This window comes from Vicinamibacteria bacterium, from assembly GCA_035570235.1.
Classification (GTDB): Bacteria; Acidobacteriota; Vicinamibacteria; order Fen-336; family Fen-336; genus DATMML01.
Window position 1 is genome coordinate 40,013 of record DATMML010000097.1, and the last position, 14,214, is coordinate 54,226.

The following is a 14,214-nucleotide window of genomic DNA, read 5'->3' on the forward strand; positions in this document are numbered from 1 at the left end:
GCGAGCCCGACACTTCCGCGGTCGGCGGGGATGCGGCCCCAGTTCGTCCCGCTCTTCACGGACGCTAAGGGGAGCCTTCCCCCGGGGGAGGCGTTGGCGGCAATGGGGGTCGAGCCCAGAGTAGAGGTTGTCCGGGAGGACATCCTCTCCGCGGTCGCGCAGCAGCTCATCCGCTCCCTGAACGCGGAGCTCTCCGACCGCTACCCCGAGGAAGGGGCCACGCATTTTCGTCTCCACGCGGAGGAGGTGGCGGAGGGACGGGGCGCCTTCCTCGTCGCTTACCTGGCGTCGACCCCCGTCGGTTGTGGCGCCGTCCGGGTCATAGGAGAGGCGGTCGGAGAGATCAAGCGGATGTACGTCTCTCCGGCCGTCCGCGGCCGGGGCGTCGGGCTCGCCGTTCTGGACGCCCTCGAGGCCGAGGCCCGCCGCCTGGGTATCCGGCGGCTGGTTCTCGAGACCGGTGTTCGCCAGCAAGAGGCGCTCGCGCTCTATGGGAGGGTCGGTTACTCGCCCATCCCCGCCTTCGGCGAGTACGTCGACTCCCCCCTGAGCGTCTGCCTGGGGAAGGATCTCTGACCTCAGACTAAGGGCAGCGCCTTCTCCGGGGGGAAGGGGAGCCGCGGGGCGCCAAACGCCACGCGAGGGCTCACGGAACGGCGCGGGGGAGCGGGGGCCGACCCTAATCCAGCCGGTCCAGGCTGCGCGGGTCCACCGCTACCCCGTGCAGATAGGTCCGCCACTCCACCTGGGGCGACACGGCCAGACCCGTCTCCCCCGAGTAGCCGACGGCGGCCCTCGCCTCCACGTGGCCGTCGGGGGCGACGTCGATCCGGGAGAGGTGGAAGAGCACGCTCAGGATCCCTTGGCCGTGGTCGAGCACGAGCGTCTGTCCCCCCAGGGCCATGGGGCCGGCGAAGAGGACGGTTCCGGAGGCGGGGGCCATGACCACCGTGCCGGGAGGAACCTCGTAGTCCAGGCCGCGGTGCTCTTCTCCGTACATCCCATCCAGCATCGACTCCACCGGGGAGCCCCCCAGCCACGTTTGGACGCCCCCGAATCCGTGGCCGTCCACCACCGTGATCGGAGGCTTGAGGGGCCCAGGCGCGTCGGGGGACTCCGTCCGCAGCAAGAGCAGGAGCTGCCGCGCGTCGTGGGTGACCGACGGCTGCTTGAGGAGCGGGCGTTTGGTCTCGGGAATCGTCACCGTGCGCGCGGGGTAGTCGCGCCGGGCGATGGTGACGGAGAGGGGAATACGCTGCCGCCCCCGTCGGGCCATGAGTTCGACGCCCAGCGTGGTCGGCCCGGGCACGGCGGTGAGGGGGATGGGCACGAGGGCCCGGGGGCCCTTGGCGGCCATGAAGAATGGGGCGCGCTGTCCGTCCACGACCGCATACGCTGCGCCCAGGGCGCCCCGCGCCTGGAGGCGGACGACGAAGAGACCCCCCGGGAAGGCCTGGCTGGAGTCGACCAGGAACGTCACCAAACCCACCCGCTTCACAATGTCCTGCGGGGAACCGGGGACGGCGAGAGCGAGGAGGGAGGGGACGACCAGGGGGAGAAGGGCGCGTCTCATCTAATCGCGTGCGATCATGCCATTCCCGCCTGACCGGTTCAACCGGTCTCGTCTGATTCGGCGGCCGCGCGCACGAGCACGGCCCGAAGCACCGGCTCGTCCTGCGGTCGTACGGTTCGCAAGTCGAGGACCAGGCGGTCGTCGGCCACCCGTGCCACGACCGGTGGCCGCCCCGCGCGCAGGGCCGCGGCCAGCCGGGCCGGCCCCAGAGCGGGATGGGCCACGGTCACGAGGGCGGTAGGGACGGCGACGGCGGGCGCGGCCCCCCCGCCCACCTTGGAACTGCCCTCCTCCACCGCGACCCCGAGGCCCGGGCTCTCCGAGCGGAGGGCGCGCGCGAAGGCCTCCGCGCGCGCCCGCACCTCGCCCGCGGTGGCGGTGAGCATGCGCAGAACGGGCACGCTCTCCCGCGCCCGGCCCGCGGCGTGGTCGAGGAGGACAGCGTCCAGGGCGGCGAGCGTCATCTTGTCCACGCGCAGGGCGCGGTAGAGCGGGTTCCGCCGCATGGCCAGAAGGGGGGCCCGGCGCCCCGCGGCCAGTCCCGCCTGGGGCCCCCCGAGCAGCTTGTCGCCGCTGAAGGTCACGACGTCGGCCCCCGCCAAAAGGCTTTGGGCGACGGTGGGTTCGCCATCAAGAGGGGGGGGCAGCGGTGCGAGAAGGCCGCTCCCCTGGTCCTCAACGAGGGGGACGCCCGCCTCCCGAGCGAGGCCAGCCAGGTCCTTGAGGGAGGGCGACTCCGTGAAGCCTACGATCCTGAAGTTGCTGGGGTGAACGCGGAGGATCATCCCCGTCTCCGGCCCCAGGGCGGCCGCGTAGTCGGCCAGGCGCGTGCGGTTGGTGGTGCCCACTTCGCGCAGGCGAGCCCCCCCCTTGCCCAAGATCTCGGGGATCCGGAAGGAGCCGCCGATCTCCACCAGCTCCCCCCGGCTCACCAGCGCCTCCCGGCCCTCGGCAAAGGTGTTGACGGCGAGGAGCACGGCGGCCGCGCAGTTGTTGACCACCAGGGTGGCTTCGACCCCCAGTAGGTCGCTGAGGCGGCCCTCGGCGTGGACCTCGCGGTCACCACGGTCCCCGCGCTCGAGGTCGAACTCCAGGTTGGAGCAGGAGGATGCGATCTCCGCCACGCGGGCCGCGGCCTCGGGGGAGAGGGGCGCCCGGCCCAGGTTCGTGTGGACGACCACGCCCGTCGCGTTGATGACGGGAATGAGGGAGGGCGCAGCGGCGGCGAGGAGGCGGTCGGCCAGGAGCCTGGGCAGATCGCGGAGCGAGGCCTCGAGGCCGGGCCCGTCCCCCGCGTTGGCCCGGGCGCGGGCTTCCTCGAGGAGCTCCCGCAGCTCCCGCAGGACGGGCGCGCGCCCGTGGCGCTCGAGGAGCGCGGCCACCCCGGGCGCTTGAAGCGCCTGGTCCACCGAGGGCAGCCGCCGACGCAGGTCGGTTTCGGTGGGATTCGGCACCTCGAAAACTATACACGCGTTGACTGTTCCCGGCGCGTGACCTATCCTCGCCGGCATGGGTCGGGAGCGCGCGAAGGATTTTGCCGAGAGGCTGCCCCGGCTCATCCCCCAGGAGGAGGCGGACATCTCCCATCTCTCCGACGAGATGGCGGACATCCTCTATCCTCGCTGGCGAACCCGTCCCTACCGAATGGGGATCTCCTTCGAGGCCTTCGCGGGGGAGGACTACGCGCGGGCGTTGGAGCTGGCCCGGCGTTCTCCCGCCTACCGCGAGGTGCCCGGCCCGGACGGCCCCACCCACCACGCCGCCTTCGAGGCCCACTCCGCCCGCGTGCTCCGCGATCTCTACGACCTCGTGGGCCAGCGCCCGGGTACGGAGGTGCTGGTCGACGGGAAGAGAGCTCCCTACGCCCACGAGCTCTGGCTGCCCCTCTTCTGGATCTTCGTGGGCGGCGAGGCCTAGAGGTGCCCATCGAGGAGGACGTCGAGGTCATCGAGAGGTCGATCCGGCAGCTCCAGATCGAGTGGGACAAGTTCTTCGGGGGGCTGGAGAGGAAGCCCCCCACCGATCTTAAGACGAAGGTGGAGGCGCTCATACGCCGGCACGCGAACGCGGAGATCCGCAACAACACCGAACGCTTCCGGTATCAGAGCCTGACCGCGAAATACAACACCCTGAACGAGCTGTGGTCCAAGCGACTGCGGGCCAAGGAAGAAGGGCGACCCCTGGGCGTCCACGGCCTCAAGGCGGACATTCTGCCTCCTCCGCCTCCCCCCTCCGCGGCCGTGAAGAGCCCCGCGGGACCCGCCGCGCGGCGGGCCGAGAACGCAGAAGTCCGGGTGCAGAGCCTCGACCGCGACGCGAAAGCGGTGCGCTCCCTCTACGAGCGCTTCCTGGCCGCGCGCCAGGCGGCGGGGGAGAGCGCGCCCGTGAAGTTTGACAGCTTCCAGAAGCTGATCGGCCAGCAGACCACGCGCCTCATCAGCGAGAAGGGGGGGCAGGCGGTGGACTTCCGCCTGGAGACCCGGGACGGCAAGGTCAGCCTCAAGGCCAAGGTCGTCAAGTAGCAACGTGCGACGCCCCCTCCTCCTCACCTGCCTAATGGCCCTGGGGGCGGCGAGCGCGGGGGCTTGGCCCTTCTCGCTCATGGAAGCCTTGGGTCGCGACGCCCGCCGGGTCGTTCCCCGCTCCCTGGGCCGGCTCCTGGCCTCGCGGGAGGCCCTGATCGGGGAGGAGCTGAAGCGCTTCCCCCCCGCCCTGAGCCAGGCTCTGGCCGTGGACTTCCAGACCGGACACCTCCAGCCCGAGACCCTGGCCGCCCTGGAAGCGGAGCTCCAAGCGGTCGTGGAGTTGCTCCGCACCCAGCGCCTGGGCGAGGGGCTGGTGCGCCTGGGCGCGCTCCTGCGCATCCCCGCTGACCTCGCGGACCCGGTGCTGACCGCGGGGCCCGAGGGCTTCCCCCCCGGGGTGGTGCGCGAGTACTACGACTTCACGCAGGGCAGCCTGGGCTTGATCCCGGTCGTCCTGGAGGACCCCCCGGCCCTGAAGCTGGACCACCGTGACCTGGCCGCCTACTGGCAGGGGCTGCTGGACCGCAGCCGGGTCCAGTCGCCCGTCATAAGAACCGAACTGTTCCGCAACGGGAGGCTGGTGGATCACCGGACCGTCGACTATCGCTCACCCGTTTTCGGCGTCGCCTCCATATCCTATTCACGCGCGGTCACCGGCATCGCCGCCACCTGGCTGGTGGTGTGGCGCGAGGCCCACGGCGACCTGACGCGGATGCCCCCGCCGCGGGAGGTCCGGCCGCGAGACGAGCCCCCCTCCACCCTCGAGACCCGCTCCCCTCCGCTCTGAAGGAACCCACATGGCACGAAAGAGAGCGCTCATCTCCGTCTTTCGCAAAGAAGGGATCGTCGATCTGGCCCGGGGCCTGGACTCCCGCGGCTACGAGATCGTGTCCAGCGGCGGCACCGCTTCTGAGCTGACGAAGGCGAAGGTGCCGGTGGTGCCGGTGTCCACCGCCACCGGCTTCCCCGAGATCCTGGACGGCCGGGTGAAGACGCTGCACCCCCTGATCCACGGCGGAATCCTCGCCCGGCGCGACCGCCCCGAGCACCAAAAGGCCCTGGCCGAGCACGGCATCCCGCCCGTGGACATCGTGGTCGTGAACCTCTACCCCTTCGAGGACAAGGTGGCCAAGGGCGCTCCCTTCGAAGAGGCGGTCGAGAACATAGACGTGGGCGGGCCCACGATGCTGCGGGCGGCGGCCAAGAACTTCCAGCAGGTGGCGGTGGTCGTGGACCCCGCCGACTACCCCCTGCTCCTCGAGCAACTCGACCGGGCGGGGGGCATCGACGGCCCCACCCGGCTCTTCTTGGCCCAGAAGGCCTTCCGCCACACCGCCCGCTACGAGGCCGCGATTGCCGGCTACTTCGCCCAGGTCGAGGTCCGCGAGGGCGGCTATGCGGTGGCCGAATCTGAGGACGTGTTCCCCTACCGCCTCACCCTGAACTACGAGAAAGTCCAGGACCTGCGCTACGGCGAGAACCCCCACCAACGGGCGGCCTTTTACAGCGACCTCGGCTCCACGCTTTACTCGGTGGCCGCGGCCCGCAAAATCCAGGGGAAGGAGCTCTCCTTCAACAACATCCTCGATCTGGACGCGGCCTGGCGTCTGGCCACGGAGCTGCGCGAGCCCGCGTGCGTGATCGTCAAGCACACCAACCCCTGCGGCACCGGTCTCGGCAACGATCCCCTCGAGGCCTACGAGCGGGCCTGGGCGGGGGATCCCGTCTCCGCCTTCGGGGGGATCCTGGCCTTCAACCGGCGGGTGGACGGGTCGACCGCCCGCAAGATCGCGGGGGTCTTCGTGGAGGCCGTGATCGCACCCGGCTTCGAATCGGAGGCCAAGAAGACGCTGGCCGCCAAGCCCAACCTGCGGGTCATGGACATGGACACCACCGGCATCCATCGAGTCACCGGATTCGACCTGCGCCGGGTGATGGGCGGGCTCCTGGCCCAGGAATGGGACCTCCATCAGCTCGATAAGGACAAGTGCGAGATCATGACTCGGCGCAAGCCCAGTGCCGAGGAGTGGAAGGCGCTCCTCCTCGCCTGGACCGTGTGCAAGCACGTGAAGTCCAACTCCATCGTCTTCGCGAACGCCCAGCAGACGCTCGGGGTCGGGGCCGGCCAGATGAGCCGGGTGGACGCGGCCCGGTTCGCGGCCCTGAAGGCGGCGCTGCCCCTGGCCGGCTCCGCCGCCGCCTCCGACGCCTTCTTCCCCTTCCGCGACGGCCTCGACGAGGTCGCCAAGGCGGGGGCCACGGCCGTCATCCAGCCCGGAGGCTCGGTCAAGGACGAAGAGGTCATCGCCGCCGCGGACGAGCAGAACCTGACCATGGTCTTCACGGGGGTCCGCCACTTCCGCCACTGACCAAGCGCCGGGGCCCGGCGGCGGCGCGCCGGAGGGCTAGATGGTGGCGCGGAGGGCGAAGAGCCCGCCCTGGAGCAGGAAGCGCGGCCCCTCAAGCAGGAGCCTCCGCTTGAGCGCGAGGTAGCCGAGCTCACCCAGCACCAGCTCCGTCATGACCCTTTGGATAGCCCGGCTGCGGCCGGCGCAGGAGATCATGCGGCGCGCGAAGCCGGGGGCGTAGAAGCGGGCGCGGATCGCGGCCGCCTTCAAGAGCTCCCGCCCGAAAGCGGCGAGCACGCGCTCCGGGTAGCGCAGGGGGGAGCCGTCCATCCGCAGGGTCTCCGCGAGGGTCACGGCGGAGCGCAGCGCATTCGGGATGCCCTCGCCGGTTATGGGATCGGCCAGGGCCGCGGCGTCGCCCACCAGCGCCCAGCGGGGGCCCGCGATTTCCAGGATCGAAGCGGGATCGGTGGAGGGGGAGGGGATGGTGTGGGCGTAGCGGTCGCCCTCGTCCTCGACCAGGGCCGGGAATGCGCGGGCCACCTCGGCCTCGAGCCGCGCCACCAGCTGCCGGGTGGGAAGGGCGGCCAGAGGCGCGCAGATGCCGACGCCGACGTGGTCGGGGCGGGGGAAGAGCCACAGGTAGCCGGACAGACCGGGTGTGAAGCGGACGAGCATGGGCGAGGTGCCGCGGGCGAACCAGCCCACGGCCATGCACAGGCGGGAGGGGGGGGTGGGGGACAGGAACGTCCGCCGCACCAAGCTACCCGCTCCATCCGCCCCCACCACGCAGTCGAAGTGTTCGTCCCCGCCCGCCGTGCGGACGCGGCCCTGCGTGTCTACCTCGACCACCCGCTGGGGGGCGTGGACCGCGCCCGCCTCCGTGGCCCGCCTCAGCAACCAGGCGTCCAGGTCGCGGCGGGCGGCCACGGCCAGGGGGCGGTCAAGCTGGAGGTCCACCCACTCGCCGTGACCGGACTCGAACCGACAGGCGTCGACCCAGCGGGCGGGCAGGGGGTCGGCGGCGGGTGCCGGAGGCAGCAGGGCCAGGGCCTTGCCCGTGACCCCGCCGCCGCAGGGTTTCTCGCGCGGATGGGAGGGGTCGAAGACGGTGACGGAGGCGCCGTCCCTGGCCAGGTGGTAGGAGAGCAGCGAGCCGGCGGGGCCGGCGCCGACGACCGCGACCCTCAAGCGCCGTCCTCGACCGCGGCGAGCAGCTCGTCGGGGGTGGCCGCGGCCGTGCCCAGCTTGCCCACGACGACGCCGGCCGCGTAGTTGGCGAGGGCGGCGGCTTCGGGGAGGGTGGCCCCCGCGCACAGGGCCAGGCCCAGGGTGGCGATCACGCTGTCCCCGGCCCCCGTCACGTCGAAGACGTCGCGGGCGGCGGTGGGAATGTGCAGGGGCCGCCGGCTGCGCTCGAAGAGGCTCATGCCGTGCTCCCCGCGGGTGATGAGGGCGGCCCGGCAGCCCAGCATGGCCACGATGCGCCTGCCGGCCGCGGCCAGGTCGGCCGCGTTCCGGATGCGGATGCCCGTGGCCTGCTCGGCCTCCGTCTGGTTGGGGGTGACGACGGCCGCGTGCCGGTACAGCGAGAAGTGCGGCACCTTGGGGTCCACGAGGAGGGGGATCCGGCGGCGGCGGGCCAAGGGAGAGATGGCCTTCATGAGCCGGGGGGTGACGACGCCCTTCTGGTAGTCGGAGAGGATGAGGGCTTGGCACGAGGGCAGGGCCCTCTGCACCCGCTTCAGGAGGGCCTGCTCCAGGGCCTCCGGGATGTCGTCGGCCAGCTCGCGGTCGGCCCGGACCACCTGCTGGTGGTGGGCGATGATCCGGGTCTTGACGGTGGTGGGCCGCCCGCTGTCGGCCACGGTCAGGCCGGCCTCGACCCCGGCCGCGGCCAAGGCCGCCTCGACCCTCTCCCCCGCTGCGTCCGCACCCACCACCCCCACCAGCACCGCTTCCCCCCCCAGGGAGCGGATATTGCCGGCCACGTTCCCCGCACCCCCAAGGTGGAAGCTCTGGTCGGTGACTTCGACCACGGGCACGGGGGCTTCGGGGGAGATGCGCACCACCTTGCCCCAGATGAATTCGTCGAGCATGACGTCCCCGAGGACAAGGACCCGCCGGCCGCTCATGGCCTTGAGCAGGGCCCGGGCCCGGGCGGGCTTCATGCCTCCCTCAAACCGCGGCCACCGCCCGTTGCCGCCGCAAGGCGTAGGGGAAAGCAGAGAAGATCAGCGTGAACATGAGGACCTCAGAATCCCCGAAAGTGTACTCGAAGAGCCCGGAGATCATCACCGCGGTCAGGAGGGCGAGGGCGCCGGGGGCGACCCAGCCCCGCCCGTAGAGGCCGCGGCGGCACTCGCGCCAGGCGTCGCCCATGGCCGCGGCCACCAGCCACAGCCAGAAGACTAGGCAGGGAAGGCCCCGCTCGGCCGTGATCTGCAGCGCGTTGTCGTGGAGGTGGGGGGCCAGGGGGTTGGGGGCTTCCGGCCAGCGGTAGCGGGGGTAGGTCTGGAGGATCATCCCCGGCCCCTGGCCGAACACGGGCTTGTCCAAGATCATGTCGATGCCGGCCTGCCACATGTAGTAGCGATCGACGCTGCTGGGGTCGCTGAGGGTCAAGCGGTCGATCACGGTGGCGGGGCGCAGCACGAGCACGGCGAGCAGGCCGGTGGGGAGCAACCAGAGGGCGCGGGGTGCGCGCAAGGCCGCCACCACGGCCAGGCCGGCGATGGCCCCGAGCCAAGCGTTGCGGGTCATGGAGATGATGAGCGACCAGGCGCAGATCGGCAGGGCCAGGGCGGCGAGGGTGGTGCCCGTGGAAGGCGAGGGCCAGGGCCCCCGGGCCAGGGCCGTCGCCGCCGCCGTTGCCGCCAGCCCGGCCACGAAGAGGCGCGTGGTCTCGACCGCGAAGATCCCCGCCGCGTCGGCCAGGGAGACGACGAGGAGGGCGGCTCCCAAACCGGCCAAGAGCTTCACGTCCCCCCGGGAGGGACGGAACGGCTCCCGGCGGAAGGCGAGCCGCGCCGCGGCCACCACCGCCACGCCCATGGAGAGGCCGGCCGCGGTCATGTAGTGGCCGATGAAGCCGTGGGGCCGCCGGTTCAGGGTGTCGAAGCCCAGGAAATGGAACTGCAGGATGGTGCCCACGCCGAGCGCGATCCCGCCCAGAAGCGCGGCGTCCACGATCCGCTCGCGCTCCCGCTCCCCCCCCGCGGAGTCCAGGGCCAGGTAGACGAGGGCGAAGAGGAGCAGCTTCTTGGCGTTCTCGTGGGAGGCCAAGGGATCGGCGGAAAAGGAGGCGGCGAGCAGGGTCCACACGGAGAAGGCCAGAATGGGCCCATCGAGCGGTGTGCGGGGCAGCGGGGCGCGCCCGCTGAGGAGCCGGACCAGGAAGACGACGACGGCCAGGGCCAGCGCGAGCTGGGCAGCGAATATAGAGACCAGGCACGTGGCCGCGGTGATGGCCACCAGGCCGAGCTGCGCGCGTTCGAGGTTCACCACCGGCCCTTCCCGCCTGCCTCCGGCCTTGGCCTCAGTCCTCGACCGTGGCCTCTTCCGGGAGCATGATCGGGATATCGTCGCGAACCGGGTAGACGCGCTTGCACTGCCCGCACCGCAGCCCCGCCCCCTCCTTCACCACCTCCACCGGGGTCTTGCAGACGGGGCAGGCCAGGATCTCGAGCAGTTCCGGATGGATCGCCATGGGCCGAGTCTAACGCAGGCTCCCGCCCGGCGGGTAGCCAACCCCAAAACCGTCTTTGACTCCCACGGGAAGGGCGTGTGAGAATCGAGCTTGGGGGGTCCGAGCACTAAATGATGAACCCGGCCTTGATCGTGTTGGCGGCCCAGATCGCGTCGCCACCCCCGGCCAGGGCTTCCCTGGAAGCCCGCCGGGCCGAGGCCTACTATCACTTCAGCCTGGGGCTCCAGGCCCGGCTGACCGGCGATACGGAGACCTCGCTCGAGGAGTACCGGAGGGCGCAGAAGCTCGACGGGGGCTCGTCCGCGATCCGAGTGGAGACGGCGCGTCTGCTCCGCGAGTCGGGCCGCCTGGACGAGGCCCTGGCCGAGGCCAAGGAGGCGGTGCGCCTGGAGGAGGACAACGCCGACGCCCACCTGATCCTGGGCCAGCTCTACCAGCTGCGCACCGAGGGTGCGGGCGCAGAGCAGGCCCTGCGGCGCGCGGCCGCGGAGTACGAGGTGGTCGTGCGCCTCCAGCCCACGGACGGCAACACCATTCATGCCCTGGCCAACGTGTACGGCCAGCTTCAGGAGCACAAGGACGCGGCCCGGGTATGGCAGCTCTTCTTGGCCCTCGACGCCAGCAGCTTCGACCCCCAGATCCGCTTCGACGCCCAAGTCCAGTTCGGCACCCAGCTCTTGGCGGCCGGAGACAGCGAGGCGGCGGCGGCTGCCCTCAAGAAGGCCGTCGAGATGCAGCCCTCCGTGCGGGCATACCAGGCCCTGGGCGAGATCTACGCGCACGCCCAGCAAACTGACCAGGCCATCCTCCACTATCGCAAGGCTCTCGAGATCGAGCCCGGCAACCTGCGGGTGCACCTGGGCCTGGGTGACATCCTGCAGCGGGCCCGGCGGTACCCGGAGGCCCTGGCCGAGGCGGAGGCGGTTCTTCTCGCCGATCCCAAGAACCGTTACGCCCTCGACCTGAAGGGCCGCATCCTCCGCGACCTGAAAGAATTCGACAAAGCGGACGAGGCGGCGGAAGAGGTACTGGTCCAGGATGCGAGCGACCTCAAGGCGGCCTACCTCAAGGTCACGATCGCGGAGGCTCGGCGAGACTTCCCCGCCGCCGCCACCCAGCTCGAGGCGATCCTGGCCCGGAGCCGGAGCGGGGAGGACCCTCAGGAGAGCGCGAGCAACGACCGGGTCTTCTTGATCCACCTCGGCTTCGCCTACCAGCAGCAGAACCGGCACGCGGACGCGGCCGCGGCCTTCGGACGGGCCAAGCGGGTCGGAGGAGATCCCGACGCGACCCTCCTCGGCTACCACGCGGAGGCCCTCCTCCTGGCCAAGGACCTGGAACGGGCCCTGACCGAGACCCGGGCCGCCCGCGCGCGCTTCCCCGACGATCCCGATCTCGCGAGCCTGGAAGCCACGGTCCTGCGCGAGAAGGGGGATCTCAAGGGGGCCCTCACCGTGGTGGAGGCGCTGCGCCAGAAGTCGCCCGAGGACCCCAAGGTGCTGCTGCAGGTGGCGGACTTCTACCGGAAGGCGCGCAAGTTCTCGGAGGCGGAGGCCGCCCTCCGGAAGGCGCATGAGCTCGAGCCCAAGAGCCTGCCCGTGCTCTTCCAGCTCGGGGCCGTGCTCGAGCGGCAGAAGCGCCTCGACGAGGCGGAGCGTTTCTTCCGCGAGGCCCTGAAGCTGGAGCCCGACTCCGCGGCCATCCTCAACTACCTGGGCTACATGAACGCGGACCGCAACGTGCGGGTGGAGGAGGCGATGGGCCTGCTCGAGAAGGCCCTGGCCCTCGACCCCGGCAGCGGAGCCTACCTCGACAGCCTGGGTTGGGCCCAGTACCGCCTGAACCGCCTGGAGCTGGCGGAGGAGAACGTGCGCAAGGCCCTTGAGCAGCAAGGGAGCAGTGCGGTCATCCTCGACCACCTGGGCGACATCCTCGGGCGTCGCGGCCACGTGGCCGAGGCCATGACCCTCTGGCAAAAGGCCCTCCAGGGTGAGGACGAGGAGGGAGAGCTCGATCGGGCCGGCGTCGAGCGCAAGATCCGTGAGGCCCAGACCCTCCTGCACGCCCACGACCAGAAGAGTCCGTAGCCCCGTCGCCCTGGCCCTCTTGGCCGGGGGCTGTGCCACCGCCGCCCTGCCGCCGCCCGCGGTCAGAGAGAAGGCGCGGGCCACTCCCACTTACAGCGGCCGCTTGCGGATCTCCTTGCAGGGCCCCGCCCTCCGCGCCCGCACGCGCGCGCTCGTGGCCTTCCGGCGGCCGGACGCCCTCCGCATCGAGATCCCGGGGCCGACGGGGGCGCGCCTGGTGGCGGTGGCGAGGGAGGGTGCCTTGGCCGCGGTGTTTCCCGGGGACCGAGCGGTGTTCCTGGGCGCGGCCACTCCCGCGGAGTTCGAGGCCCTGCTCGGCGTGGGCCTGGCCCCGGAGGAGGTGATCGACCTCCTGGTGGGAGTGGGCTCGCCGCGCCTGCGTGCCTACCGGGTGCGCTGGGGCCCCGTCTTGCCCGCCCAGATCGAGGCCACCCTGCCCGACGGCAGCCGGCTAGAGGCCAAGGTCGAGGACGCCGAAACCGGCGTCGAGCTGCCCCCGGCCGCCTTCGCGGAGCCCCCCCACGCGGGCTACCGCCGGGTGAGCGCGGAGGAGGCCCGGCGGTTGTGGGGGGGCCGTTGAGGGCGCTCCGCGTGCCGTCGTTCGCGAAGCTGAACCTCGGCCTGGAGGTGCTCGGCTCTCGCGCGGACGGCTACCACGAGCTCAGGACGCTGTTCCAGACCATCGACCTCCATGACGACATCGTGCTGCGGCCGCTCCCGCGCGAGATCCGGGTCCGCTGCGACCACCCGCAGGTGCCCGCGGACGAGAGCAACCTGGCGGTGCGGGCCGCCCTCGAGCTGCGGCGCCACGCGCGGCTCGGCCACGGGGTCGAGATCGTGATCACCAAGCGGATCCCGGTGGCGGGTGGCCTCGGGGGTGGCAGCAGCAACGCCGCCGCCGTGCTCATGGGCCTGGATCGGCTCTGGAAGCTGGGCCTGGGGCCGGCCGGACTCCACCCCCTGGCCCGCCGCCTGGGGGCGGACGTGCCCTTCTTCCTCCTGGGGGGCACGGCGCTCGGGCTGGCCCGGGGAGACGAGGTCTACCCCCTCAAGCGACAGGTGCAGGCCCACGTGGTGGTCGTGGACCCCGGGGTGCCGGTCTCGACGGCCGCGGTGTTCCGGCGTTTGGACGCAAGTTTGACACCCCGCGAAAACAGTACTACGATTTTTCGCTTTGTATCGAGCGACTTGGAGGGGGATGGGGGATGGAGGCTCCTCTCCAACGACCTCGAGGAGGCGGCCCTGGAGGAAGCCCCCGTCCTGGTGCAGCAGGGGAGGCGGATCCGGGGCGTGCTGGTCCAGAACGGCGCCCTTTGGGCGGCCCTCTCCGGGAGCGGGTCGTCCTTCTTTGGTCTCTTCGACGACGCCCGCCGGGCCCGCCAGGCCCAGGCGGCGCTAGCCAAGGAAGGCTTCACCGTCTCTCGCGCGCGGACGCTGTCTCTGGACCAGTATCGAAGACGTTGGTCGCGGGTACGATGTCGTTAGGGGGTTCTGGAGGGGCGGAGAGGAGCGGACATCATGGAGATCACGGACGTCAAGGTCATCCCCGTGGATGATGAGAAGCTCAAGGCTTTCGTATCGATTGTCTTCGACGCGTGCTTCGTCGTCACCGATATCAAGATCATCCATGGTCCTAAGGGCCTGTTCGTGTCCATGCCGAGCAAGAAGCGGAAGGACGGCACGTTCAAGGACATCGCCCATCCGCTGAACAACCAGATGCGGCAGTACCTCGAGGAGAAGGTCCTCTCGGTCTACAAGCAGCAGGTGGCCGCGGCCCCCGCCGCGCCCGGGGGGTCTCCGGGCGGCGAGACCCCTCCCGGCTCCGACCAGACTTCGACGCGGGACGCCTCTCAAGCGTAGAGCAGTACCCCTACTGGGGCGTGGCCAAGTGGTAAGGCGCGGGGCTTTGGACCCCGTATTCGAAGGTTCGAATCCTTCCGCCCCAGCCAACCCGGGCCCGCGGCGAGGAGCA

15 protein-coding genes and 1 tRNA gene are annotated in these 14,214 nt (G+C 71.3%); 10 read left to right on the plus strand and 6 right to left on the minus strand.

The window, feature by feature from the left end; translation table 11 throughout:
* Positions 1–30: 30 nt before the first annotated feature.
* On the plus strand, positions 31–576 hold the full coding sequence (locus VN461_18345; protein ID HXB56734.1) for a GNAT family N-acetyltransferase: 546 nt from the start codon (positions 31–33) through the stop codon (positions 574–576).
* Between the two features lie 103 nt (positions 577–679).
* On the opposite strand, the gene VN461_18350 is transcribed toward VN461_18345, so the two are convergent.
* Both VN461_18350 and selA read right to left on the minus strand, forming a co-directional pair.
* Positions 680–1,573 (minus strand): M23 family metallopeptidase, encoded by an 894-nt coding sequence (locus tag VN461_18350; protein ID HXB56735.1) that lies wholly within the window; start codon positions 1,571–1,573, stop codon positions 680–682.
* Between the two features lie 38 nt (positions 1,574–1,611).
* Entirely contained in the window at positions 1,612–3,027 is a 1,416-nt protein-coding gene (gene selA / locus VN461_18355; protein HXB56736.1) for an L-seryl-tRNA(Sec) selenium transferase, read from the minus strand.
* Positions 3,028–3,082: 55 nt separating this feature from the next.
* Here selA and VN461_18360 point away from each other — a divergent pair, with 55 nt between their 5' ends.
* The 4 genes from VN461_18360 to purH are packed head-to-tail and all read left to right on the plus strand — an operon-like array spanning position 3,083 to position 6,467.
* Entirely contained in the window at positions 3,083–3,490 is a 408-nt protein-coding gene (locus VN461_18360) for a hypothetical protein (protein HXB56737.1), read from the plus strand.
* A 2-nt stretch (positions 3,491–3,492) separates the two neighbouring features.
* Positions 3,493–4,095: an MXAN_5187 C-terminal domain-containing protein gene (locus VN461_18365; GenBank protein ID HXB56738.1), complete on the plus strand. Its 603-nt coding sequence runs from the start codon at positions 3,493–3,495 to the stop codon at positions 4,093–4,095.
* A gap of 4 nt (positions 4,096–4,099) precedes the next feature.
* Entirely contained in the window at positions 4,100–4,885 is a 786-nt protein-coding gene (locus VN461_18370) for a hypothetical protein (protein HXB56739.1), read from the plus strand.
* 10 nt (positions 4,886–4,895) lie between these two features.
* Positions 4,896–6,467 carry a bifunctional phosphoribosylaminoimidazolecarboxamide formyltransferase/IMP cyclohydrolase gene (gene purH / locus VN461_18375; GenBank protein ID HXB56740.1) on the plus strand — a complete coding sequence of 524 codons (1,572 nt, stop codon included), beginning with the start codon at positions 4,896–4,898 and terminating at the stop codon, positions 6,465–6,467.
* A gap of 36 nt (positions 6,468–6,503) precedes the next feature.
* Here the strand turns inward: purH and VN461_18380 are convergent, their stop codons facing one another.
* Genes VN461_18380 through VN461_18395 form a run of 4 tightly spaced genes read right to left on the minus strand, consistent with a single transcriptional unit; the run spans position 6,504 to position 10,155 of the window.
* Positions 6,504–7,637: an NAD(P)/FAD-dependent oxidoreductase gene (locus VN461_18380; protein ID HXB56741.1), complete on the minus strand. Its 1,134-nt coding sequence runs from the start codon at positions 7,635–7,637 to the stop codon at positions 6,504–6,506.
* Positions 7,634–8,617: a D-glycero-beta-D-manno-heptose-7-phosphate kinase gene (gene rfaE1 / locus VN461_18385; protein ID HXB56742.1), complete on the minus strand. Its 984-nt coding sequence runs from the start codon at positions 8,615–8,617 to the stop codon at positions 7,634–7,636. The genes VN461_18380 and rfaE1 overlap by 4 nt, the downstream gene beginning before the upstream one ends.
* Positions 8,618–8,624: 7 nt before the next feature.
* The gene (locus tag VN461_18390) at positions 8,625–9,950 is read right to left on the minus strand and encodes an O-antigen ligase family protein (protein ID HXB56743.1); all 1,326 of its coding nucleotides are present in this window, start codon (positions 9,948–9,950) and stop codon (positions 8,625–8,627) included.
* A 34-nt stretch (positions 9,951–9,984) separates the two neighbouring features.
* Complete coding sequence (locus VN461_18395; GenBank protein ID HXB56744.1) at positions 9,985–10,155, minus strand: Trm112 family protein; 171 nt, start codon at positions 10,153–10,155, stop codon at positions 9,985–9,987.
* Between the two features lie 110 nt (positions 10,156–10,265).
* On the opposite strand from VN461_18395, the gene VN461_18400 reads away from it, so the two are divergent.
* From VN461_18400 to VN461_18420, 5 genes are all read left to right on the plus strand, one after another.
* Positions 10,266–12,242 carry a tetratricopeptide repeat protein gene (locus VN461_18400; protein HXB56745.1) on the plus strand — a complete coding sequence of 659 codons (1,977 nt, stop codon included), beginning with the start codon at positions 10,266–10,268 and terminating at the stop codon, positions 12,240–12,242.
* On the plus strand, positions 12,196–12,822 hold the full coding sequence (locus VN461_18405; GenBank protein ID HXB56746.1) for a hypothetical protein: 627 nt from the start codon (positions 12,196–12,198) through the stop codon (positions 12,820–12,822). The genes VN461_18400 and VN461_18405 overlap by 47 nt, the downstream gene beginning before the upstream one ends.
* Positions 12,819–13,727: a 4-(cytidine 5'-diphospho)-2-C-methyl-D-erythritol kinase gene (ispE, locus tag VN461_18410; protein HXB56747.1), complete on the plus strand. Its 909-nt coding sequence runs from the start codon at positions 12,819–12,821 to the stop codon at positions 13,725–13,727. Before VN461_18405 ends, ispE begins: the two co-directional genes overlap by 4 nt.
* A 33-nt stretch (positions 13,728–13,760) precedes the next feature.
* Positions 13,761–14,102, plus strand: coding sequence for a septation regulator SpoVG (gene spoVG / locus VN461_18415; protein HXB56748.1), 342 nt, complete (start codon positions 13,761–13,763; stop codon positions 14,100–14,102).
* Positions 14,103–14,116: 14 nt separating this feature from the next.
* Positions 14,117–14,191: transfer RNA gene (locus VN461_18420), tRNA-Gln, on the plus strand.
* Positions 14,192–14,214 lie beyond the last annotated feature (23 nt).

Bases quoted from the DNA above. Each gene is read 5' to 3' on its own strand.
- VN461_18345 (HXB56734.1), top strand. From the start codon at position 31: ATGCGGCCCCAGTTCGTCCCGCTCTTCACGGACGCTAAGGGGAGCCTT.
- VN461_18350 (HXB56735.1), bottom strand. From the start codon at position 1,573: ATGAGACGCGCCCTTCTCCCCCTGGTCGTCCCCTCCCTCCTCGCTCTC.
- VN461_18360 (HXB56737.1), top strand. From the start codon at position 3,083: ATGGGTCGGGAGCGCGCGAAGGATTTTGCCGAGAGGCTGCCCCGGCTC.
- purH (HXB56740.1), top strand. From the start codon at position 4,896: ATGGCACGAAAGAGAGCGCTCATCTCCGTCTTTCGCAAAGAAGGGATC.
- rfaE1 (HXB56742.1), bottom strand. From the start codon at position 8,617: ATGAAGCCCGCCCGGGCCCGGGCCCTGCTCAAGGCCATGAGCGGCCGG.
- VN461_18395 (HXB56744.1), bottom strand. From the start codon at position 10,155: ATGGCGATCCATCCGGAACTGCTCGAGATCCTGGCCTGCCCCGTCTGC.
- VN461_18400 (HXB56745.1), top strand. From the start codon at position 10,266: ATGATGAACCCGGCCTTGATCGTGTTGGCGGCCCAGATCGCGTCGCCA.
- spoVG (HXB56748.1), top strand. From the start codon at position 13,761: ATGGAGATCACGGACGTCAAGGTCATCCCCGTGGATGATGAGAAGCTC.